This window comes from Robiginitalea insularis, assembly GCF_052497835.1.
Genome location: NZ_CP199296.1, coordinates 1650905 through 1673812 on the forward strand (window position 1 = coordinate 1650905; position 22908 = coordinate 1673812).

A 22908-nucleotide genomic window follows, 5' to 3' on the forward strand; every position below is an offset into this window, starting at 1 on the left:
TTAAAACCTAAATAACACAAATTAAAATGAAAAAATTACTCTTAACACTGCTCGTGGCTTTGAGTGGTACACTGGCCTTTGCTCAGGGGGTTACCACCTCGGCAATTAACGGTCAGGTTTCTGACGAAAACGGAGAACCCCTTGGAGGGGCAACTGTTTTGGCCACACACGTTCCAACCGGAACAACCTACGGTGCGGCTACTGATTTTGACGGATTCTTCCGTATTTCGGGGATGCGATCCGGAGGACCTTACAAGATTGTATTTTCCTACCTCGGTTTTAATGAAGATGTCCGCGAAGGAGTCTACCTGACTCTGGGGCGATCAACACAGTTTCCGATTACCTTAACCGAATCGGCTACTGCCTTGCAGGAGGTTGTAGTGACCGGAACATCATCCGGAATATTCGGATCTAACAAAACGGGAACGGAAACCACAGTTACCCAAAGGGACATACAGACCCTGCCTACTACTTCGCGTTCCATTGCGGATTTCGCCAGGATTACACCTCAGGCACAGGTCACCGAAGGGAATGACGGGTTTTCCATTTCCCTGGCAGGTCAGAACAACCGCTATAATGCTATCTATATAGATGGTGCTGTAAACAATGATGTTTTTGGTTTGGCCGGTTCCGGTACAAACGGAGGGCAGACCGGGGTGAATCCTTTCTCTGTGGATGCGATTGAGACTTTCCAGATCAACATCGCACCTTTTGACGTACGCCAGTCTGGTTTCTCAGGAGGTTCCATTAACGCTATCACTCGCTCCGGTTCTAATGAGTGGGAAGGTTCGGCTTACAGTTTTGTTCGAAACGAGACCCTTGCAGGGAAGACACCTACTGCTCTTACCAATGAAGGGGATGAAAGAGAAAAGCTTGCAGATTTCAGTGCCCTGACCTATGGAGCACGTATTGGCGGGCCCATCATCAAAGATAAATTATTCTTCTTCCTGAACTATGAACGCCAGGAAGACGAGACGCCTCAGCCCTTTAATTTTAGCAACTACACAGGGCGCTCCTCCAGGGCTGATATCGACAACCTGTCGAACTTCCTTCAGAGTACTTATGGGTACAACCCGGGTATTTTTGACAACAACACCCGAACCCTGGAAAGTAACAAGCTTACGGCCAAGATAGACTGGAACATCAACCAGGACCATAAGCTTTCGCTGCGTTACGGATATGTTGGCGCAGACAACCTGGAAGCCCGGAATTCTGGATTCAGAAATATTGGCTTTATCAATGGTTCCGAGTCTTTCGAAACCGTTACCAACTCTCTGGCGCTGGAATTAAACTCCCGTTTCGGGAACAAGTTTGCCAACAACTTTATTCTCGGATACACTACTGTTCGTGATGACCGTGACCCGGCAGGGCAGCCTTTTCCCACAGTTGAAATTCAGGATGGTGGCGGAACCATAGAGTTTGGTTCTGAACCCTTTTCCACAGCAAACCTGTTGGATCAGGATGTACTGACCATCACCAATAACTTTGAGATTTTTGCAGGGGCACACAATATTGTTTTGGGTACCAACCTGGAATTCGCAAAGGTTAAAAACCTCTTTTTTGCCTTCAATTATGGATATTATGAATTTAATGACCAATTTGAAGACGACATAAATGGAAATCCACAATTGGTTTCATCAGGTTTAAATCAATTCCTTACAGGGGAGGATGCTGACTTATATCAGCATGGGTATTCTCTGGTAGGTGATGGTACGGTAGGGGATGAGTCTGCCGGTGCTTCTCAATTTGACACCTTCCAGGCTGGATTCTACATACAGGACGACTGGCAGGTAACTGATGATTTCAAATTATCTATAGGTGCCCGTATCGATATTCCTTACTGGAGTGACGGACCTGTGAATGATGACTTCAACGAGCGTACCATTCCTATACTGGAATCCTTTGGAAAGGACCTGCAGGGCGCCCGTGTGGGTCAGGGAATTGACCCTACCCCTATGTTTGCCCCGCGTGTTGGCTTTAACTGGGATGTAAACGGAAACAGTACCACCCAGGTACGTGGAGGTATTGGGGTATTTACTTCCCGCCTTCCATTGGTATGGCCAGGAGGTACTTACAATAACAACGGGGTAACTGGTGGTTTTATGTTTGAATTCGGACAGCCTTTTGAGCCAAACGTAAACAACCAGTTTGAAGATCCGGCCCCCGGATCTGGCGGAACTGGTGGTAACGTGGATTTGATCGCCAAAGATTTCAAACTGCCACAGGTAGCCAAGTTCAACATCGCCGTAGACCAGAAACTGCCTATCTGGAACCTGGTAGCAACTGCTGATTTCCTTTATACCAATGTTATCACGGATGTTTATTATCAGAACCTGAACCTGCGTGGGCCTGATGGCTTCTACGATGGGGCAGACAATCGTCCTTTCTACGACAGAAGGAATGAAATTGATGACACCTACAATGGAATTTACCTGGCTTCCAATACGGGTGGAGGGTATGCACATAACACCACTTTTACACTGCGTAAGCCTTTTGAAAATGGCTTTGCCGGATCTGTTTCCTGGACTTTTGGAGATTCCTACAAGATCTTTGACGGAACCTCTTCACAGAACAGCTCACAGTGGCGGAATATCCAAACGGTTAACGGAAAAAACTCCAACCTTCCTGTAACCCGTTCCGACTTTGCCCTGGGGAACCGTATTACAGCTAATGTATCATACGAAATCCCATGGAATGATAACATCAAGACAACCGTGGGGCTGTTCTACGAAGGCTCACAGAGCCAGCCCTATAGCTTTATCTACAGGGAAGGACGAGACCTGTTGAACGATGATTCCAGGGACAATGCCCTGATCTATATCCCGGCTTCAGCCGACGAGATCGTGCTGGTTGGGGATGACCCTGCTGGTGACTGGGAGCGTCTGGATACGTTTATCAACAGCATCGAGTACCTGCGTGAAAACCGTGGAAAATACGCAGAGCGTAATGCCTCACGTGGTATCTGGAGCCACATTGTGGACCTGAAGGTGTTGCAGGATTTTAAACTGGAATTCGGTGGAAAGAACCACACCTTCCAGTTGTCTGCTGATATCTTTAACTTTACCAACCTGTTGAACAAAGACTGGGGTCGCCGCCGCTTTATCCGAAGCGAGGTGTCTCCTCTGATCACAGCTTCTTCAGGTGGAGGAACACCTACCTTTGAGATCAACAACGGGGTTGTAAATCCTGACGGTACACCGAACATCACTGAATTTGATGATAACGGCCTGGCTTCTTCCAGATGGCAGGCTCAGATCGGACTGCGTTATATTTTTAACTAGGAACGTTCTTAAACCAATTAGACCCCGGCTTCAGGCCGGGGTTTTTTTATGCTAAAAAGTGATATCTTTAAGGCTCGAAAAACCCCTTATAACCTAAAAACACCACCCATATGGAAATCCTGCAAACGGTTCACTCATACCTCGCATACGTAGCCTTACTGGTTTTATTCCTGGCAGTGGCCAATGCCCTTACCGGCCTTGTTCAAAACCGCATGTTCACCATGGAAAAAGACCTGAGGATAAGTCTGTTTACCCTGATTATCTGCCATATCCAGTTGCTTCTGGGCCTGCTGCTATGGTTTATTTCCCCCAGCGGCCTGTCGGCCCTTACGGAACTGGGGATGGGCGGCCTCAACAGTGCGGCCCGCCTGCTGGCCGTGGAGCACCCTTTTATCAATATCATTGCCATTGTACTGATCACTATTGGCTGGTCGCGGCACAAGCGCTTTATGGAGGGCAAGAAGAAGTTTAAGAGTATCGCCATCTTTTATGGTCTGGGCCTGGTTTTAATCCTGAGCCGTATCCCCTGGGGGCAGTGGCTTGATTAGGCATAACTTACTTGTCATATCTCATTTAAATATGCCTGTAAAAGAATTGCAGGCATATTTTTTATTTTTATCTGAATGAGATTATCGGAATTTTTGTTACTTGATAAAGATGACCAAATGGCTATTTTATGGGATAGTGGAGTATTTCTTTGTGAGAAATATGAAAATGAATGCTCTTATTTTGTTTATAATCTATATACTTTTCAAGTAATGGTTGAATTTGATAATGCCGGAAGAGAGTCTGGCTTATATTTGCCTTTAGGATAGTATTAAAAATAGGGAAGCTTTAGAATTTAAAACTCTATATCTGAAGAACAATTTCAATTTAGTTTAAAATAGAGTAAATAAAAGAAGTTGGCTACAATTGAAGAATGATAGATTAAAAAAAATAGTGTTTAAAAACAAAAGCCTTTCAGAAGACCTTCCTGAAAAGGATGTAAATATTGCTGATAAAAAAAGAAGCAACCTTTTCACTTGGAGAGGTCAGTTTTCTCCTCAGCTTATAGAAACTCTCATTCAAAATTATGCCGAAGACAATAGTGTTTTATACGATCCTTTTTGCGGAAGTGGTACACTTTTGATAGAATCTGCGCGACTTAATTTAAGCGCCTATGGTACAGAACTAAATCCTGCTGCATATGGTCTAGCATCAATATATAAATTGACAAACTCAAAGCAGGAGCAATTAAAATCAGCACTTGAATATGTTGAAAATCTAATTTTAGACTATTTCCTGCTTGAAGACCTCTTTAACAAATCGAAAGGCAAAGAATTAAATAACCTTAAGAATGAATTAGTTCAGGCCTTAAAAGATTCTCCAAACGAAAATACCAGCATAATTCTAAATGCATTGATTATTGGCCTTGACTTTGAACAGAAAAAATTGACTCATGAGAATCTGAAAAAAGCTTGGTATGCCCTAAAAGGCAAAATAGAAAAATTACCTTTCACTACTAAGGAAATAAATGTCAAACTAGGAGACGCTAGATTGTCATCATTAAATAGCAACTCCATTGATTTAGTAATCACTTCGCCACCATACATTAATGTTTTTAATTACCATCAGAATTACAGGAAGTCAGTTGAAGCAACAGGATTCAACGTTCTTGACATAGCCAAATCAGAGATTGGAGCAAACAGAAAGTTTCGTTCAAACAGATACCTCACTGTAATTCAATATGCTATGGACATTTTTCAGGTGTTTCTTGACTTGAAAAATATCTGCAAACCAAGTTCAAAAATAATTTTTATAGTAGGCCGGGAATCCTCAGTTCGCAAGACATCCTTTTCAAATGCCAAGCTATTAACGGAGGTGGCTAACAAAGCTGGTTTTAATTTGGTTGGTGAGCAGCCTAGAGTATTTAAAAACAAGTTTGGTCAGGATATCTACGAAGAAATTCTTCGTTTTAAATTGTCTAAAGATGAGAATATTGGAGACCTTAATTCAATAAAAGAAATAGCTGCAAGCTATTTAAAGTCAGCTTTAAAATATGCACCAAAAGATAGTTTGGCAGACTTAAATGATGCTATCTCAAAATATCATAAAGTAGAATCTTCAATAATTTACAATACGCCTTAGTATGAGTTTACCAACTCCACACTTAGATAAATTAAATGCAGCATTGGCAAATGATAAGCTACCTCAATCTGAGGTGCCAAGAATTCAAGCTGCCATAACTAGGTATAATCAATGGATAAGCGATATAAATAACGTTGATAAAAAAAGTGATAAATTAGTCGAAGAACTTGTACAACTCTTCAACGATTACAAGTTTTATATTGATTATGACTTAATTTTCATGAGTCCTAACGACTTTTTGTATCGACAAAAAGGACAACTGAAGCTTGACAATACTGTAATTGAAGAATTTTTGCCGCATCTAGCATCGAAAAGATTTCCAAATCTAAGTGATACAATAGTCTTCGGACCTAGAAAGTGCTTCTCGGCAATGTATTTTAAATCAACCCTACATGACACAAAGCACGGCGGCGGTGTTGAAATAAGAACTAAGGACCAAGATTTTGCGATAGCAAAAAAGCTATTTATTCGAACATCGCATAATGACTCATTCAATCAGTTTGAATCAAAAGATGCATTTTTAGGTTATGTGACATCAGAGTGCAAAACGAATTTAGATAAAACAATGTTTCAGGAAGCAAATGCAACAGCAAGTGATGTGAAGAAAGCTATTCCCGGTTCAAAATACTTTTTATTGTGTGAATGGTTAGATATGACACCAGTTAGCACAGCCCCCACTGACATAGATGAAGTCTTAATTCTAAGAAAGGCAAAAAGAATTAGTTCTAACGTCCGAAGAAATTATTCAACAGTAACGGGTAGAACTGCTAACGCGACCTATTTTAGACAATACTTAGAAGATAATCCATATGATAGTGGAGTTTTCAATAGGTTCTTAAATCATATAGATGCCATGCTTAACGATGAAGATCCTGAAGAGGGTTCTGTTTTAACAGATGGGTTTTTCTAAAAAACTTTAGCGTGAATAGTGCTTGATGCCCTGCGGGATACTACGACTCTATAGACGGTCCGTTGTAAACTATTCTTAGGGTGCAGCCTGAAATTTTGCAATCGTTCAAGAATTTACTTATTACAATAGCGTTACATGCTTATGGTTTCGTAGTCTATTTTTCCTTTAGGACGCGAAGCTAATACAGTAATTCTTGCTAAAGCTATGCTATTCTCAATGCTTAACGTCGTATTTGGAATAATTCAGCCTTATAATGGCAGGAAAGAAAAAAGAGACGGGAAGTTTATCATTGCACTTCTCGGTAATAGTTTGGGATTATTAAATCTAATCGTAACCTCTATTAATAATGTAAGGCTTATTCCTAGTATACTTTCAAAAATTTACATCATCCGCTTTGCCACATAGATCCCTTATACCAAAAAGAAAATTCCTACTTTTAATTAATCAATAATTACCCCAGGCAATTGCAACAACTGACTGGCTTTTTTGCCGTGAGCCCTTTGAAGGTAAAACAACCGCCCGAGCGACCTTGCAAAACCGGGGCTGTTAGCCACAATAGAAAAAAGAATATGGAAGAAAATTATACGGATGAGTTCTCCCAAGAGCTTGAAAAAAAAGAAAAAGAAGAATTTGAATCAGATGATTTCGCTGAAGTGCCTCCTTCTGATATTGTTGCTTTTAATGAATTGAGATCGTGCGCCGACTTAGTAAGAATGTATAAAACTGATCAACTGGAAATTCAACCTGACTTTCAAAGAGATGTTGTTTGGTCCAAGGCATCACAGACAAGATTCATTGATTCATTAATCAAACAACTTCCCATACCAAGTATGTGCCTTAGTCTCGACTATAAGACAGGTCAGAGGTTAATGATTGATGGACTTCAAAGAATCTCTTCAATAATTAATTTTCTAACTGATAAAAATTGGAAACTCTCCACATTAGATGATATCGATAAGAACATTTCCGGGAAAACTGTAGAGCAGATTAAAAGTCGTAATTATGAAGTATATAGTCGTCTAGAAAATTTAACCATTCCAATTACTGTATTAAGATGTGATTACTCCAAAAAGAGTCACATGCACTACCTCTTTACGATTTTTCATAGATTAAACACAGGAGGTAATAAGCTGAACAACCAGGAAATAAGGAATTGTATTTTTCACGGCCCTTTTAATAATCTTCTTAAGACACTTGCTAAATATGACAACTATCTAAACCTACTTCAGATAAATCCTGACAAAACTTATCGTTTTGCTCATGAGGAGCTCATATTGAGATTTTTCGCTTTTCATGAAAATTATGAACAATACACAGGACGTTTGGCAAAATTTCTTAATGATTACATGGACGACCACAAAGTTCAATCAGAAGAAGAATTAGCTGCAAAACGTCATCTTTTTGAAAGAGTAATAGACCTATTGTATTTGCGGATTCTAGATTCGAATCCTTTGCCACGTCTAAGTAAAGCTACTACAGAGGGAATAATGATAGGAATTTCAAAAAACATAAATCAGCTAGAAGAATTTGGAAATGCTAACCTTAAGAAAAGACTCACCCAACTCAGAGCAGATGAACACTTTTCACTAGACAATTTAAGGGAAGGCTTATCAGCAAAAGAAAAGGTAATATCAAGACTTGACAGAGCAATTGAGATTTTTTCTGAGTAGTGGTAATTAAGAAGTACATAGAAAAAACCCTGAAGGAACTTGACATTAAGTATAATATTGCCCTTACATCAACAAATCCAAATGAGGCAACATACTACTCTAAGCTGGCCTTATTAGAATATTGTGGCTGGATTGAAGAGACTTTAGACAATATAGCTCGACGGTCTGTCAAGAACAAACTCAAAACGACTACATTCCGGAGCATGATGGAAGATGGTGTTATTGGAACTAATCATGGTTTCTTGTACAAAAGGCACTTTAGGCCTATGCTTTGTAAATCAATGGGAATAGTCAAAGTCGAAAAATTGGAAACAATTTTGACGGGGACTGGTGGGAAAGATATACTAGAAAACGAGTTTGAGGCTGTCAAAAGTTCTAGAAATGACGCAGCCCATACTTGGATTGAAGGTGTTACAAAAACCTATCCTGCACCCTCTCAAACACTCGGAAGATTAAGAGTTGTATATCCGGTCTTGAGGATCGTATACAGCGAGATAATAAAAATGAATTAATAAACTGCGGCCAACAATTTATAACAGTAATTACTAAAGATTCGACTTCTTCCAAGGCCACTCGATATTTAAAGGCAGTACTTAACTTAAAATTAGCTCATCTTAAACCTTAACCGACGGATATAACTAAACCGCTAGCAGTATTTTAAAAAGCAGGTTAAAAAAATTTATAATTCTTACTTTAGGTTCAATGGGTTCTTGTAATTCAAAACAAACTAAGAATAACATAGGATGAGCTGCTGGCAATTCACATTTCGTTAAATTTGCCCCTATGGACAGCACACAATTCTTCGAACATATCCGCAACGGTAATCTGGCAGGTGTAAAGGCCAGCCTTGCCGAACAGCCCGGTTTAATAAGCGCGAAAGACGACAGAGGCTCTACCCCGCTATTGCTGGCAGCCTATTACAACCACAAAGAACTGGTGGCTTTTCTCCTGGAAAAGGGGGCTGCCGTAGATGAAAAAGACGGGGCCGGGAATACCGCCCTGATGGGGGTTTGTTTTAAGGGCTATACGGATCTGGCACAATTGCTGATCGATACCGGAGCCGATGTAAACGCACGTAATGGCATGGGCGGTACCTGTCTGACCTTTGCTGTTACCTTTAAAAGGGAAGAAATAGCCCGTTTGCTTATTGAAAACGGGGCCGATATCCATGCAGCGGATGCCCAGGGTAAAACTGCCCTGGACCAGGCCATAATGCAGGGGCTTACAGACCTGGCAAAATTTATGGAATCCAAAAGCTGAAATCCTGACATGGCAAACCTGGACATAGCGCTGGTACAAACCGAATTAAGCTGGGAGCAGCCAGAGCTTAACCTGAAACGGTTTGAAAAAATAGTATCGACCCTTACAGCACCGCTTGACTTGTTGGTCTTACCCGAAATGTTTACCAGCGGCTTTACCATGGAACCGGGCAATATCCCTGATTCGGCCGGGCCGCAAACCCTGGAATGGATGCAAAACCAGGCATCTTCTCTCAACGCTGCAGTAGTGGGCAGCGTGGTATACAGGGAACAGGCGGGATATTTTAACCGCCTGATCTTTATGGAGCCGGATGGAAATTACCATACCTATGACAAGCGGCATACCTTTACCCTGGCCGGGGAGGACAAGGTATATCAAAAGGGGAAAGCGAAAACGGTAATATCCTTCAGAGGCTGGAAGATCTGTCCGCTTATTTGTTATGATCTCCGGTTTCCGGTCTGGTCACGCAATACGGAGGGTTATGATCTGCTTCTATACGTGGCCAACTGGCCTGCGCCCAGGATTGCTGCCTGGGACACCCTTTTAAAAGCCCGTGCCATTGAAAACATGTCCTATGTTGCCGGGGTGAACCGAATTGGGACAGATGGCAACGGATTGGAATATACCGGGCACTCGGCTGCTTATGATTGCCTGGGGCACCCGCTGGCGTATTCTGAAAAAGATGAGATTTTGCGGGTTTCCCTTTCAAAAAATTCCCTTGAAGAAACACGAAACAAACTTCGGTTTTTAGAAGACCGGGACTCCTTTAGTTTGAAATTGTAAAGGTGCGGATATCTTCCCAGTTGGCACGCATTTCAATAGGTGCCGGAAAATAGACCACCCGTTCGGGCTGAATTTTTTCAAGGAAACTGCCCGTATCCCAGATCCCGTTTCCATTGCGGTCAAAAACAACACGTATCCGGTAGTTGCCCGGGTCCAGAGAAGGAAATTCGATTTCCCTTGGGGCCTCCAATGTTCTGCTCTGTATGAGGTCTCCCCGATCGTTAATCAATTCCACCAGCAAAGGAAAGCTGAGCTCTCCGGCAAGGCTGAGACGCAGCTCCCCGTATTCCGCAGGACTGCCGGTAGTCAGTTTGTTGATAAGGCTGTCATTGGTAGTGCCGAAAAAGTCAGTAAGCGCGCCGGGAAGCAGCTCCACTTGATAAGATTCGTTCGGATTTTTTTCAAAGCTAAAATAGATCCGGTTAAGAGCAGTATCCAGGCGAACCGAATGGGCCAGGGGAATGGTATCCTTGTAGCGCATCTGTATCCTCGAGGTATCTATGGCCTGAATCGGAAGGGAAACGCCTGCATAAACAGAGTCCTGGATCTTGAGGGCTCTTCTGGGGTTCCAGCTAAGGCTAAGCGAATCCGCAGCCAGGTTCAGCGGTTTAACGGTGAACGTATCAATTTGAGTTTCAATTTCAGGATGCCTTAGGGTGAAAATTACGGAATCGGGTTTCCAGGGGGTAAACCAGAAATTGATGCTGTCTTTTTCGGGTTCTTTTGCGTAGCGGTAGCGCACCGAATCTGGGATGGGGGTAAGCGATTCAATAAGCGGTTGGTCTTTGCCCTGATAGCCGAAAATTATTTTATTGGAGGCCGCGTAGGCAGGAGGGATTACATTGTATTCCGGGATTTCCCTGAACATGCGCAAGAGATAGGTGCTGTCTGAAGGAAGGGTGATGGTATCGGCAATAAAACCTATTTTATCCGAAACCGGGTCATAGATATTGTTCTTGCCTTCATCCTTGAGGGCTATCAGCCGGTATTTCCCTGCTTTGAGGTTTTCAAGTTTGAAGATAACCGCACTGTCCAGGGTATTGGTCAGGTAATAGGGCGGTTGCAGAAAGGGTACCGAATCAGTATAGGCGCTGTCTATCTCGTACAGCATCACGCTTATAAAATTATCAGCGGTTCGGTTAAAACCATCGGCAACAGCTCCCTGAAGGGATAAGGAGTCAATATAATCCCCGGTAGAGAAAACATAGGTCAGGAAATTGTAGGGATTCCCTTCATTATTGTCTACTACGCTCTGCCCGAAATTTAAGGTATAGGTGGTATTCTCGAGCAGGGTATCCTTAAAGGTGATTTCAACAAATTTACTGGCACTGCCCTGTGGCCGGATTTCCGGCTGGTATTTCAGCGGAGGCGAAACAATAAGCTGGTTTTGTACATCCTGCAGTTTTATATACTCATCAAAATACAGGCGGATGCTCTCAGATTTAAACTGGATACTCCGATTCTCCGGAATGGCCCGGATAAGTTGCGGAGGAGTTTCATCTTTAGGCCCGCCTCCCGGGGTTCCCGGCCTTCCGCATTGGAACAGCGCCAGCAAGAGAAACAGTATAAAAGCCAGGACAGAAATGCGTCTGATAAGTACCATGGATGCATTAAAATTACTACGCAAAGAAACGATTAATTTTAAAGAAACCGGAAACTACGGAACCACCGCCATAACCGCAATATAAATTTCCAATCGGGCAACAGACGACAGGGCCAGGCAACAGGCTTCCAGGGTTGCTCCGGTGGTAATGACATCATCGATAAGCAATATTTTTTTACCCTCCAACCGTTCCGGATGCTTCAGGTGGAATACCCCCTGGGTATTTTTCCAGCGTAACCAGCGGTTCCGGGTAGTCTGCGTACGGGCGTTTATACGCTTCCGGAGCAGTTTGCCAGTATATTCGGCCTGCAGGGAAGAGGCAATGGCCCGTCCGAACAATTCACATTGGTTGTAGCCCCGTTTTCGCATTTTGGCAGCATGCAGGGGTACCGGGATTATCAGGTCAATATTAGAAATTCCGGGATCTTTTTTGAGTATTTCCCCATACCATTCGCCCATAAAGCCTCCCAACTGCTGCATTCCCTGGTATTTCAGCCGGTGAATCAGTCGTTTGATCAGTCCTGTTTCCCTGTAATAAAACAAGGCCGAGGCCTTGCAGACGGGGGCCCTTCCGTAGAAAATACGGTCTACAGAGTTCTCCTGACCAAAATTGAACTCGGTGAGTGGTAATTCATCTCGACAAAATGCACATAAAACCTGCTCTCCCCGATATAAGTGGGCATTACATCCAAAACACAATTCGGGAAACAGGATGTTCTTTAGTGCAATTAGTATCTTTGGTAGATTGGAATCAGACGATTTCATCAAATCTTACGTTTACCTACATAGTATTTGCTATCTGAATGAACCTTCAAGAAAACAAATTCAACTACAAGATTATTTTTGCTGCTCTAATAGCCGTAATAATAGGCATCCTCATTGCATTTTATTACAGTTATGCCCAGGCACAGACAGAAATCAGCTATCTGGAGGAGGAGAGGAGTTTGTTGGTGAAGGACCTAACCCTGATGAAAACCGAAGTAGACCGGCTCTCCGCCCTGAACGAGGTAAACGAAATAGAACTGGAAGACAGCAGGTTCAGGGTTCAGGAATTACTGGATTCGGTAGGGCGTCTAAACTTCAATATTGCCAAATTACGCGAGTCCAGAAAGGAATTGCGTATCCTGGAATCCCGATTCGACAGCATCAAACTTAAAAACGACTTCCTCACCTATTCCAACCGGTTGTTGGTTAATAAATATGAGGAAACCCGTGAGCTGCTGGAAGAAGTCCGGGGGAAAAGCAGTTCCCTGGCTGAGGCCGAGGCCCTGCTGAGGAGGAAAAACCAGGAACTGAGCCGTGAGTTAAAGCGAAAGAGTTATCTCAAACTGCAAAACCCGGAGGGAAGCGGGTTCCGCGTACGGAGCGGCAAGCCTATTAAAACCAACAAAGCATCTACCATTGAGAAATTAAGGGGCTGTATTACCATATTAGGGAATCCGAACGAGAGATCAGAGGAAAAAATACTGTATTTTCAGTTTCTCGGCCCAAATATGGGCGTTATAGAAGACAATGCCAATACCATTTCCGTTAACGGGAATATCTACAGCAAGCGGGTAGAAGTTATTTACGCAGGAATTGAAATGAATGTCTGTGATTTTATTACCATCCCGGAAGGTTCCCTGGAACCCGGAATTTATACCCTCAATGTATTTGAGGATGAAAAATTACTCTCCTCTACGGAATTTCAGTTGAAATAGTAGTATTCATTTTAGCTTATATTCTATTTTTGCCGAATGGCAAATCAAGAAGACGACTTCAAAAAGGTGATATCCCATGCCAAGGAGTATGGGTATGTGGTACAGTCCAGTGAAATTTACGATGGTTTAAGCGCTGTTTACGACTACCAGCAGAATGGAGCGGAACTCAAGAAAAATCTTCGGGATTACTGGTGGAAAGCAATGGTGCAACTCAATGAAAACATCGTTGGGATTGACGCTGCCATCTTTATGCATCCCACAACCTGGAAAGCTTCAGGGCACGTAGACGCCTTCAATGACCCCCTTATAGACAACAAGGACTCCAAAAAGCGATACCGGGCCGATGTATTGATTGAAGACCACGTTGCCAAAATTGAAGCCAAAATTGAAAAGGAAGTTGCCAAGGCGGCCAAGCGCTTCGGGGAGGCTTTTGATGAGGCTCAATTTCTCAGTACCAACCCAAGGGTTGTAAGATACCAGGAACAGGCTACAGCGATCCTCAAACGGATGGGAAAATCCCTGGAAAAGGAAGACCTGGCCGATGTAAAAGCACTTATTGAGGAACTCGAGATCAGTTGTCCGGTTTCCGGCTCCCGCAATTGGACAGAGGTAAAACAATTTAACCTGATGTTTGGTACGCGCCTTGGGGCAACGGCCGACTCATCCATGGAGCTGTACCTGAGGCCAGAAACGGCGCAGGGGATATTTGTAAATTTTCTGAATGTCCAGAAATCCGGCCGGATGAAAATTCCCTTTGGAATTGCACAAACAGGCAAGGCATTCCGCAACGAAATTGTGGCACGGCAGTTTATCTTCCGTATGCGTGAATTCGAACAGATGGAAATGCAGTTCTTCGTGCGTCCCGGCGAGCAGCAACAGTGGTATGAACACTGGAAAGAGGCCCGGATGAAATGGCATTTATCTTTGGGGCTGGGGGCCGATAAATACCGCTTTCACGATCATGAAAAACTGGCTCATTATGCTGATGCGGCCGCTGATATTGAGTTTAGGTTCCCATTCGGATTTAAAGAACTGGAGGGAATTCATTCCCGTACCGATTTTGACCTTTCCAGCCATGAGAAATACTCCGGCCGCAAACTGCAGTATTTTGACCCGGAACTGGAAGAACACTATGTACCCTACGTAGTGGAAACATCCATAGGACTGGACAGGATGTTCTTGGCAGTTTTTTCCAATGCCCTGCAGGAGGAAGTTTTAGAAGACAACAGCAGCAGAACGGTGCTGAGACTTCCTGCCGTGCTGGCTCCGGTTAAGGCAGCGGTACTCCCCCTGATCAAACGGGATGGCTTACCGGAAATGGCCCATAAAATAGTTGAGGAGCTCAAATGGGATTTCAATGTGCTCTACGATGAAAAGGACGCTGTGGGCCGCAGGTACAGAAGGCAGGATGCTGCGGGCACTCCTTTTTGTATTACTGTGGATCACCAGTCACTGGAAGACCAGACCGTAACCATCCGTTACCGGGACAGTATGGAGCAAAAGCGGGTAGCCGTTAGTGAATTAAGCCGGCTTATCCATGAGGAAGTGGATATGAAGCACTGGCTCAAAAAGATGGAAACCCTTTAGAGGCTGTAAACCAGGTTTAGCCCCAGGTAATAATTGCGATTATTGCCCGGATAGTAATAACGGGGTTCCGAACCTCCAAAGCTGTTTGCATTGATCAGCACTGAACTGGCATATCGGGCATCCAGCAGGTTGTTAAGGCCTATTTCCACTCCCAGCAGCAGGTTTTCCCATAAACGACTCCGGTATCCCAATTGTGTATTAACCAGCTGGTAAGGTTCGCTGTAGAGGGTGTTTTCATCCCGCAGCGAAATGGCGTCCACATACTGGTAGCTTATATTTCCATACCAGCCTGCATTTAGCTGCAATTTCAGGCCGGCAAAAACGCGATGCCTTGGAACTCCGGTAAGCGGATTGCCTGAATAATCCCCATCGGCGTCTGAAAATTCCCGGAAATAATGGTCGTTTAGCGTATATGAGATAAAAGGGGATATCAGGAATCCCTCCAGAGGCCTAAGGGAATATTGCAGGGCGGCCTCTGCTCCCCGGTGTCGGGTATTGCCTGCATTACGACCGATAAACTGGTCCTGCCCGACCCGTTCCGCCACCAGCAGGTCTGTTATATCCATTTGATACAGGCTTAAGGAGGCCTGAAAACCGGTCCCGGGAAGATACCAACGGCCTCCAACCTCATAATTCCAGCCTTTTTCCTGACTGATATCCGGGTTGATTATTCCGTCCGGATTCAGGGATTCTTCCAGGCTGGGATTGCTGAATCCGCGACTTACATTCAGGTAATACCAGGAACCTGAATCAGCAGTATACCGGATATCCAGGCTGGGTAGCAGGATTGGCTCAAAGTTACGCCGAGCACTGGTGTCCGTCCCGTCTGCGGTGAACAGGTCCCGGAAATCGTATTTGGTTTTATTCAGGGATACCCCCCCCTGTACGGATAGCCTGGAAGTGAGGTCCCATTGCAGACTACTGAAGAGATATAACTGCCTTCTGAATTCCCGATTTCGGCTTATCCTGTCGCCCGGCAGGCTGCCTTCATCCGGATTGGACTCATACAGGTTCTCATACGTACTCCAATTGTATTGATCCCTGTAAAATTCCCCTCCAAACCGGAGGTTAAAGTTCTGTTCCCAAAGTTTGAAATCGCCACTAACCACAGACCTGAAGCCATACCCAAAGGTGTACTCATCCAGGATATTAAAGGGCCTGGGCTCATAGTGGTCCAGGTAACTTACAAAAACACTGGCAGTCTGTTGCCAGTTGTCCCCCAGGCGAATTCGGTCGGAAAGCCCCAGCAAGGTATACTTATTGGCTTCAAACCCCTGGGCAGCATTCCAGGTAAAAGCTGCCTGGGTGGGATCTTCCCTGAAATCGGTTTCACTCAGGGAGCTGGGGATCTGTGCTGTATAATCTATATAGTTCAGCAGCAGATTGAATTGGTGGCTCCCACCGGCTCGTACCCCCAGGTTTAACAACAGGCCATCCCTGTCAAAATTGTTGTTCTGACGATAACCCCGGGTAGTCATCCGATTATATCGAAACTCGGTACTAATAATACTATCCTTATAAGTAAGGCTTAAGTTGTTCTTAAACAGGCCATAAGATCCTGCACTCATGCGATTTTGCAACAGGGCCCCGGGTTGGGAACGGGGGTCTGAGCGCAGCAGCAGAGCGCCCCCGAGAGCGGCTCCGTAAGCCCCGGATTTAGGGCCCTTGACTACTTCTATGGTGCTGAGGTTTTGCAAATCGAAGGCTTCAAGGGTAGAAAAACCGGTCCCGTTCGTTACCGGGATATCATTGTAATACATTCGCAACTTATCTGTGCCAAAGGGTGTGCGTGCCCCAACCCCCCTGATGGTAATCCGGTTTGTATTTAAAGCTCCGGACAAAAAGTAAAGGCCTGGAACCTGATTGAGGGTACTGGCAAAATCCGTTGGATTCTGGGAACTGATGCCCCGTTCGCTCAGGACTTCCACGGGCCCAAGTCCAACGGGAGATACTTTTTCCAAACTCCCGCCAACAACCACTTCTTTCAGATACGTAATGGAATCTTGCTGTTTTTGCTGCCCGGTGGCCTGGCAGGTTGCGGAAATAAGCAGGATTATAAATATGGATCGTTTCACTAGCTCGGCTTTATCAGGTGCAAAGGTACGGCGATCAGCTAAGATCCCCGGCCGGGATTCGGGCAAAAACCCCGGACTTCTGCAAATAGGTTTCAGCAGCTCCTCCTCATTGTGTATTTTTGCCCAAAATTGAAAAATTTTGAAAATAGCTTCCTATAATGTAAATGGTATCAGGGCTGCTGTCAGCAAGGGATTTCTGGAATGGCTGGTACAGGCAGACCCGGATGTAATCTGCCTTCAGGAAATTAAGGCACTGGAAGAACAGCTGGATCTGGAACTTTTTGAAAAGGCAGGCTACCCCTATCACTATTGGTTTAGTGCTGAAAAAAAAGGGTATAGCGGGGTGGCGATACTTTCCAAGCAAAAACCCGATCATGTGGAGTTCGGTACCGGGATCAAATACATGGATACCGAAGGGCGCAACCTAAGGGCCGACTTTAACGGGGTTTCGGTAATGAGCCTTTACCTGCCCTCAGGCACCAATATTGAACGACTCGACCACAAATTGCAGTACATGGCAGATTTTCAGGACTATGTAAATGGTCTTAAAAAGGATTATCCGGATTTGGTAATCTGCGGGGACTATAATATTTGTCATCGCGCCATTGATATCCACGATCCGGTACGCAATAAAAATGTTTCAGGATTTTTGCCGGTGGAACGGGAATGGATTGGAAATTTTATAGAAAGCGGATTTATTGACAGTTTCAGGTATTTCAATCAGGATCCCCATAATTATACCTGGTGGAGTTATCGCGCAGGTTCCCGGGGAAAGAACAAGGGATGGAGGCTGGATTACGGCATGGTGAGCGAGAGCCTGGAAAAGCAATTAAAGCGATCAGTAATCCTTAACGAGGCAGTGCACAGCGACCACTGCCCCATCTTATTGGAATTGAATTAAGAGAATGTTTCCTAACCGGGCTTACAGAGCCCGAATACCCTTTTTATATGGAGTACAACTACTTGCCGCATACCGATATCGAAGTTAGTAAGATTTGCCTCGGGACCATGACCTGGGGACGCCAGAATACAGAAGAGGAGGGTCATGATCAGATGGATTACGCCCTGAGCCAGGGTGTCAACTTTTTTGATACGGCAGAGCTCTACCCCATTCCTGCACAGGCCGAACGTTATGCCCTAACGGAAACCATTATCGGAAACTGGTTTAAAAAAACCGGGAAGCGAAGTGAGATTGTGCTTGCCACCAAAATAGCAGGCAAAGCCCCATTTACAAAATTTATCAGGGAAACCGGTTTCAGCAGAGATTCTATTGTGGAAGCAGTAAACGGGAGTTTGCAGCGGCTGCAAACAGATTATATTGACCTCTACCAGCTCCACTGGCCGGAACGATCCACCAATTATTTTGGTCAGCGAGGCTACCAGCCGGATCCCAGGGATCACTGGGAGGACAACATCCATCAGGTGCTTGAAACCCTGAGAGACCTTATAAAAGAAGGTAAAATCAGACAGGTGGGCCTCTCCAATGAGACCCCCTGGGGAACCATGCGGTTTCTGGAAGAAGGGAAGGTGCATCCAAGCCTTCCCCGGATGATAACCATCCAGAATCCCTACAGCCTGCTCAACCGACTTTTTGAAGTAGGCCTCTCTGAAATTTCCATGCGCTCCAAAATAGGCCTGCTGGCCTATTCTCCCCTCGGGTTCGGGACTTTGAGCGGGAAATACCTGGAGGGAAAACCACCCGAAAATGCACGGATTACCCTTTTTCCGAACTACAACAGATACAGCGGGGACAATGCAGTAGCCGCTACCCGGGCGTACAAAGAAATTGCGGATAAGCACAATTTATCGCTTACCCAAATGGCCCTGGCCTTTGTGACCAGCAGGCCCTTTGTGACCAGTAACATAATCGGGGCAACCTCTATGGAGCAACTTAAGGAAAACCTTGGGAGTATTGATACAGTACTGACCCCTGAAATTCTGGAGGAAATAGAGACGGTACACAACCGCATCCCCAATCCTGCCCCCTAACCGAAAAGCGCACTCACCAGATCTTCTACCTTGGCAATTTTTTGAATGCCGATTCCTGTCTTTTTCGGCAGGCCTTTGACATTTGTAGAGATATAAATCTGGCTGAATCCCAATTTTTCGGCTTCGGTAATGCGTTGTGATATCCTGGGTACAGGGCGTATTTCCCCGGCCAGGCCAACTTCGGCGGCAAAACAAATATCCCTGGGAATGGGAATATCGGCATTGCTGGAAAGGATCGCAGCCAGGACCCCAAGATCTATGGCGGGGTCATCTACCTGAATGCCTCCCGTAATATTCAGGAAAACATCCTTGGCAGCCAGTTTGAACCCTGCCCGCTTTTCCAATACGGCCAGAAGCATATTTAACCGCTTTGCAGGGAAACCGGTTGCAGAACGCTGAGGGGTTCCGTAAACAGCTGTGCTGACAAGGGCCTGGATCTCTATCAGCAAAGGTCTGACCCCTTCCACTGTAGCGGCAATTGCCGTGCCGCTCAGGTCTTCGGAATTTTGAGAGATCAGAATTTGCGACGGATTAGCAACGGGGATCAGGCCATTGGCCTTCATTTCATAGATGCCCAGTTCGGCAATGGATCCGAACCGGTTTTTAAGGGCGCGGACAATTCGAAATACATGATTCCGGTCCCCTTCAAACTGCAGTACGGTATCAACCATATGTTCCAGAATTTTGGGCCCCGCAATGCTCCCGTCTTTGGTAATATGGCCGATCAAAATTACAGGGGTGTGACTCTCCTTTGCAAATTTGATCAGTTCAGCCGTGCATTCCCGGATCTGTGAAACGCTCCCGGCCCCGGCTTCCAGAAATTCGGAGTGCAGGGTCTGAATGGAATCCACAATGACCAGGTCTGGGTTGAGCTCGTTTATCTGCCTGAAAATCCGGCTCGTGTTTGTTTCGGTTAGTATGTAGCAGGAATCGCTCTCCGGCGCGATGCGTTCTGCTCGCATCTTAATCTGCCGCTGGCTCTCTTCCCCGGATACATAGAGGGTTTTGACATTCAGCCGTAGTGCAATCTGCAATAGCAGGGTGCTTTTTCCAATGCCGGGTTCCCCGCCTATCAGGGTCATGGAACCGGGGACCAGCCCTCCTCCCAAAACCTGGTCCAGTTCGGTGTCCCTTGTAGAGAGCCGCATTTCCTTATCGGCATCGATCTCACTAAGGCGTAAGGGTTTAGGGGTTTTCTGATGGGATCCTTCATTGGATTTCCAGGCAGGAGCAGCAGCTTTTTCCAGCAGCTCTTCAGAGAGGGTATTCCATTGTTTGCAAGAGGTGCACTGTCCAACCCACTTGGCGTGCTGCGCCCCGCAATTCTGGCAAAAAAAAGCTGTTTTGGTCTTGGCCATTAGCCGGTCTGGTTTGGGCTAAAGATAGACCGGAGTGCTTAAATAAACAAGGTAATACAGAACGGTTTTTAATATCCGAAATCTGCCTTCAGGGCATCCATTTTCTCCAGGGCCATTTCCTTGGTAAGGAAATCGATTTCATCCATTCCAAAGGCTTTTTCAAAGGTGCGCAGCGCTTTTTTGGGTTCTCCCAGTTGTTCGTAATACTCACCCTCAAAATAAAAGCCCATCATAGTATCCGGAAAGGCGTCCTTGCATAAATCAGACAATAGTTTTAAAGACTCCAGATCCTCTTTTTTCCGGCATCCTGCATAAATGGCCATAATATCATTGAGTTCTACGGTCTTTTTGAAACCGAATAACTCTTCGATGGTGTTGTATTTCTCTTCTATATAGTTAAAAACAGGCTCCTGAGAGGTCAGGATGTTTTGGCGGTATTCTTTTGGGCTGATGGGTTTAAATATATCAAAAGTGCGGTCCCAGGCCTTGCCTATTCCGTAGGTTGCAACCGATACCTCGTTGGCATTATCATACTGGTCAAAATAGTAGGTCAGGCCCTCCTTATTCAGACTCTGTATGTTTTTATGCATGGCCAGGATCCCATCCTTGTCCTTACCCGATTCCCCTTCCACTATAAGGTGATAGAAGATCTTCTGGTCGATATCCGAAAGCCGGGCCGGCACCCTCATTTCCATTTCAGGTGCGAGCTTAGGTGAAATACTGATATAGGCATTAAAAAGGGATTGTTCCTTGAAGAGGTAGAAATTCCCAAAGTTGGCCGTGATGTCATAGCCTACGAACATTTTAAAAGGAGCCACATTAAAGGCGCTTACCATGTAGGGGATAATTTCCAGGCCAATAAACTCATAAAATAGTTTGCCTTTGTCCGTTGGCAATCCGGTATCTTCCTCAAAGGCACAATCTTCCCATCGGAGTTGGTTTTTCCCCTGTTCGATCCCAACCACCAGGGTTTCAGGCATTCCCTGGTACCTGCTGTAAAACCTGGAGGTGGCCACTACCTGGTCGAACAGGTATTCGGCGTCCAGCACAATTACAAGGGGGTATTTCTTTTCAGGGTCGTAGTCTTCGGGGATATAGTACTTAACATCCCTTCGTTCCTGAAGTTTGAAAGATTCGAATATTTCTTGTTTCACCTGTGAAAAAGCGGGCAGGCTAAGCAAAACCCCCAGGGTAATCAGCACTATACGTTTCATAAATTCGGATTAGAAAGGAATACTATTTATTCCTGTTCCATAACGGTAGCAAGAGGAAAGATATTGCACCAAAAAACACTACCATAAGGGTTTGGGCGATCCACATAATCCAGCCAAAGGCATCCCCGGAAACCTCGCTTATTCCAAAAAGGGTCAGGGATTTGCTCACCGCTAAAGGATAGAGGCCCAATCCACCAGGAGTGGCGGTCATGGCAAAAGCTCCGGCAACAAAAGCAACCAGTAATTCCCCCGCACTGAGCCCCAGGGTCTCCGGGACGGTGTATTTAATAACCCAGAACATTGCAAAATAAGCGCCCCAAATAAAAATGGTGTGCCCGATAAAGGCCCATTTACGTTTCATTTTAAAGATGCTCAGCACCCCTTCCAGCAATCCCCTTATAATACCCCTCAGCTTAAGAGCCAGTTTTGAGTCCGAAAGCTTCAGAAAGGCTCTGAAGATAAAAAGCCAGAGGATACCACCCAGGAGCAAGAGTGCACTTGCGGTAAAACCTATTCCTTTTTCTGAGAGGAATTCCAGGATGATCTCAGTTTGGGAGAAGAGGGCGATTACAATCACAATAAAGAGCATGATCAGATCGATTACCCTTTCAGTCACAATAGTCCCGAAGCCCTTTTGGAAGGGAACCCCCTCGTATGTGGCCAGGGCGGTTGCCCGCAATACTTCCCCGGATCTGGGGATGCCGAGATTGGCAAAGTACGCCATCAGGATTATCAGGATGTTGTTGCGGAGCCTGGGGGCATGGCCCAGCGGTTCCAGCAGGTAATTCCACCGGATGGCCCTGGATATATGGCTCATGATCCCTATCAGGACAGAGATCCCCACCCAGAAAAGGTTGGCTTCCCGGATATATTTGATAATTTCCCTGCGGTCTTCCGCAGAGGTCATGTTATAGGAGTACCATATCAAAAAAAGACCCAGCAGGATCGGGAGGATGATTTTAAGGGCTTTTTTGACGGAGGGGTTCAAAATCAGTTGAGCTGGTTGGTCGCTTCATTCGGGAATACCAGCGCAGGGTTAAATTTCTTTGCAGCTTCAATGTCCATCCAGGCATAGGCAATCAGGATCAGGATATCGCCTACCGCTACTTTACGGGCAGCGGCCCCATTAAGGGTAAGTTCCCCGCTTCCCCTTGGGCCGGGGATTACATAAGTTTCAAGGCGCTCGCCATTGTTGTTGTTGACAATCTGCACCTTTTCACCCTGGATGATATTTGCGGCGTCCATCAGATCCTCATCAATGGTAATACTGCCGATATAATTCAGGTCCGCTCCGGTTACCCGGACGCGGTGGATTTTAGATTTTACTACTTGAATTTGCATGGGGCAAAGA

The 22908-nt window shown here is 45.2% G+C and carries 20 protein-coding genes; 13 read left to right on the plus strand and 7 right to left on the minus strand.

Going from position 1 to position 22908, the window contains the following annotated elements; genetic code table 11:
• Window positions 1-26 precede the first annotated feature (26 nt).
• The 9 genes from ACT6NV_RS07555 (at window position 27) to ACT6NV_RS07595 (ending at window position 10031) form a co-directional block, all read left to right on the plus strand.
• Entirely contained in the window at window positions 27-3281 is a 3255-nt protein-coding gene (locus ACT6NV_RS07555) for a TonB-dependent receptor (RefSeq protein ID WP_445383873.1), read from the plus strand.
• A 110-nt stretch (window positions 3282-3391) separates the two neighbouring features.
• A complete protein-coding gene (locus ACT6NV_RS07560; protein ID WP_445383874.1) occupies window positions 3392-3829 on the plus strand; it encodes a hypothetical protein in 438 nt (145 codons plus the stop codon).
• 75 nt (window positions 3830-3904) lie between these two features.
• A complete protein-coding gene (locus tag ACT6NV_RS07565; protein ID WP_445383875.1) occupies window positions 3905-4096 on the plus strand; it encodes a hypothetical protein in 192 nt (63 codons plus the stop codon).
• Between the two features lie 97 nt (window positions 4097-4193).
• A complete protein-coding gene (locus ACT6NV_RS07570; RefSeq protein WP_445383876.1) occupies window positions 4194-5408 on the plus strand; it encodes a DNA methyltransferase in 1215 nt (404 codons plus the stop codon).
• Window position 5409: 1 nt separating this feature from the next.
• Window positions 5410-6318: a Bpu10I family restriction endonuclease gene (locus tag ACT6NV_RS07575; RefSeq protein ID WP_445383877.1), complete on the plus strand. Its 909-nt coding sequence runs from the start codon at window positions 5410-5412 to the stop codon at window positions 6316-6318.
• Between the two features lie 464 nt (window positions 6319-6782).
• Window positions 6783-7988: a DUF262 domain-containing protein gene (locus tag ACT6NV_RS07580; protein WP_445383878.1), complete on the plus strand. Its 1206-nt coding sequence runs from the start codon at window positions 6783-6785 to the stop codon at window positions 7986-7988.
• Window positions 7988-8500: a hypothetical protein gene (locus ACT6NV_RS07585; protein WP_445383879.1), complete on the plus strand. Its 513-nt coding sequence runs from the start codon at window positions 7988-7990 to the stop codon at window positions 8498-8500. The genes ACT6NV_RS07580 and ACT6NV_RS07585 overlap by 1 nt, the downstream gene beginning before the upstream one ends.
• 271 nt (window positions 8501-8771) lie before the next feature.
• Window positions 8772-9248, plus strand: coding sequence for an ankyrin repeat domain-containing protein (locus ACT6NV_RS07590; protein WP_445383880.1), 477 nt, complete (start codon window positions 8772-8774; stop codon window positions 9246-9248).
• Window positions 9249-9257: 9 nt separating this feature from the next.
• Window positions 9258-10031 (plus strand): amidohydrolase, encoded by a 774-nt coding sequence (locus ACT6NV_RS07595; RefSeq protein WP_445383881.1) that lies wholly within the window; start codon window positions 9258-9260, stop codon window positions 10029-10031.
• Here the strand turns inward: ACT6NV_RS07595 and ACT6NV_RS07600 are convergent.
• Both ACT6NV_RS07600 and ACT6NV_RS07605 read right to left on the minus strand, forming a co-directional pair.
• A complete protein-coding gene (locus ACT6NV_RS07600; protein WP_445383882.1) occupies window positions 10015-11634 on the minus strand; it encodes an Ig-like domain-containing protein in 1620 nt (539 codons plus the stop codon). The genes ACT6NV_RS07595 and ACT6NV_RS07600 overlap by 17 nt on opposite strands.
• A 54-nt stretch (window positions 11635-11688) precedes the next feature.
• Complete coding sequence (locus ACT6NV_RS07605) at window positions 11689-12399, minus strand: ComF family protein (protein ID WP_445383883.1); 711 nt, start codon at window positions 12397-12399, stop codon at window positions 11689-11691.
• Window positions 12400-12437: 38 nt separating this feature from the next.
• On the opposite strand from ACT6NV_RS07605, the gene ACT6NV_RS07610 reads away from it, so the two are divergent.
• Window positions 12438-13334, plus strand: a complete 897-nt coding sequence (locus ACT6NV_RS07610) for a hypothetical protein (protein WP_445383884.1) — start codon at window positions 12438-12440, stop codon at window positions 13332-13334.
• A gap of 36 nt (window positions 13335-13370) precedes the next feature.
• On the plus strand, window positions 13371-14921 hold the full coding sequence (locus tag ACT6NV_RS07615; protein ID WP_445383885.1) for a glycine--tRNA ligase: 1551 nt from the start codon (window positions 13371-13373) through the stop codon (window positions 14919-14921).
• Here ACT6NV_RS07615 and ACT6NV_RS07620 read toward each other — a convergent pair.
• Window positions 14918-16996 carry a TonB-dependent receptor family protein gene (locus ACT6NV_RS07620; RefSeq protein ID WP_445383886.1) on the minus strand — a complete coding sequence of 693 codons (2079 nt, stop codon included), beginning with the start codon at window positions 16994-16996 and terminating at the stop codon, window positions 14918-14920. The genes ACT6NV_RS07615 and ACT6NV_RS07620 overlap by 4 nt on opposite strands.
• A 139-nt stretch (window positions 16997-17135) precedes the next feature.
• On the opposite strand from ACT6NV_RS07620, the gene ACT6NV_RS07625 reads away from it, so the two are divergent.
• Window positions 17136-17897, plus strand: a complete 762-nt coding sequence (locus tag ACT6NV_RS07625) for an exodeoxyribonuclease III (RefSeq protein WP_445383887.1) — start codon at window positions 17136-17138, stop codon at window positions 17895-17897.
• A 47-nt stretch (window positions 17898-17944) separates the two neighbouring features.
• Window positions 17945-18985, plus strand: coding sequence for an aldo/keto reductase (locus ACT6NV_RS07630; RefSeq protein WP_445383888.1), 1041 nt, complete (start codon window positions 17945-17947; stop codon window positions 18983-18985).
• On the opposite strand, the gene radA is transcribed toward ACT6NV_RS07630, so the two are convergent.
• From radA to panD, 4 genes are all read right to left on the minus strand, one after another.
• Complete coding sequence (gene radA / locus ACT6NV_RS07635) at window positions 18982-20343, minus strand: DNA repair protein RadA (protein WP_445383889.1); 1362 nt, start codon at window positions 20341-20343, stop codon at window positions 18982-18984. The two genes, ACT6NV_RS07630 and radA, sit on opposite strands and share 4 nt — an antisense overlap.
• 68 nt (window positions 20344-20411) lie before the next feature.
• Window positions 20412-21557: an alpha/beta hydrolase gene (locus tag ACT6NV_RS07640; protein ID WP_445383890.1), complete on the minus strand. Its 1146-nt coding sequence runs from the start codon at window positions 21555-21557 to the stop codon at window positions 20412-20414.
• A gap of 22 nt (window positions 21558-21579) precedes the next feature.
• Window positions 21580-22545 carry a lysylphosphatidylglycerol synthase transmembrane domain-containing protein gene (locus ACT6NV_RS07645; protein ID WP_445383891.1) on the minus strand — a complete coding sequence of 322 codons (966 nt, stop codon included), beginning with the start codon at window positions 22543-22545 and terminating at the stop codon, window positions 21580-21582.
• A gap of 2 nt (window positions 22546-22547) precedes the next feature.
• Window positions 22548-22898, minus strand: a complete 351-nt coding sequence (gene panD / locus ACT6NV_RS07650; protein WP_445383892.1) for an aspartate 1-decarboxylase — start codon at window positions 22896-22898, stop codon at window positions 22548-22550.
• Window positions 22899-22908: the final 10 nt, after the last annotated feature.

Coding starts and splice junctions, on each gene's coding strand:
- ACT6NV_RS07555 (WP_445383873.1), top strand. CDS start 27: ATGAAAAAATTACTCTTAACACTGCTCGTGGCTTTGAGTGGTACACTG.
- ACT6NV_RS07560 (WP_445383874.1), top strand. CDS start 3,392: ATGGAAATCCTGCAAACGGTTCACTCATACCTCGCATACGTAGCCTTA.
- ACT6NV_RS07565 (WP_445383875.1), top strand. CDS start 3,905: ATGAGATTATCGGAATTTTTGTTACTTGATAAAGATGACCAAATGGCT.
- ACT6NV_RS07575 (WP_445383877.1), top strand. CDS start 5,410: ATGAGTTTACCAACTCCACACTTAGATAAATTAAATGCAGCATTGGCA.
- ACT6NV_RS07590 (WP_445383880.1), top strand. CDS start 8,772: ATGGACAGCACACAATTCTTCGAACATATCCGCAACGGTAATCTGGCA.
- ACT6NV_RS07595 (WP_445383881.1), top strand. CDS start 9,258: ATGGCAAACCTGGACATAGCGCTGGTACAAACCGAATTAAGCTGGGAG.
- ACT6NV_RS07600 (WP_445383882.1), bottom strand. CDS start 11,634: ATGGTACTTATCAGACGCATTTCTGTCCTGGCTTTTATACTGTTTCTC.
- ACT6NV_RS07605 (WP_445383883.1), bottom strand. CDS start 12,399: ATGAAATCGTCTGATTCCAATCTACCAAAGATACTAATTGCACTAAAG.
- ACT6NV_RS07610 (WP_445383884.1), top strand. CDS start 12,438: ATGAACCTTCAAGAAAACAAATTCAACTACAAGATTATTTTTGCTGCT.
- ACT6NV_RS07615 (WP_445383885.1), top strand. CDS start 13,371: ATGGCAAATCAAGAAGACGACTTCAAAAAGGTGATATCCCATGCCAAG.
- ACT6NV_RS07630 (WP_445383888.1), top strand. CDS start 17,945: ATGGAGTACAACTACTTGCCGCATACCGATATCGAAGTTAGTAAGATT.
- radA (WP_445383889.1), bottom strand. CDS start 20,343: ATGGCCAAGACCAAAACAGCTTTTTTTTGCCAGAATTGCGGGGCGCAG.
- ACT6NV_RS07640 (WP_445383890.1), bottom strand. CDS start 21,557: ATGAAACGTATAGTGCTGATTACCCTGGGGGTTTTGCTTAGCCTGCCC.
- panD (WP_445383892.1), bottom strand. CDS start 22,898: ATGCAAATTCAAGTAGTAAAATCTAAAATCCACCGCGTCCGGGTAACC.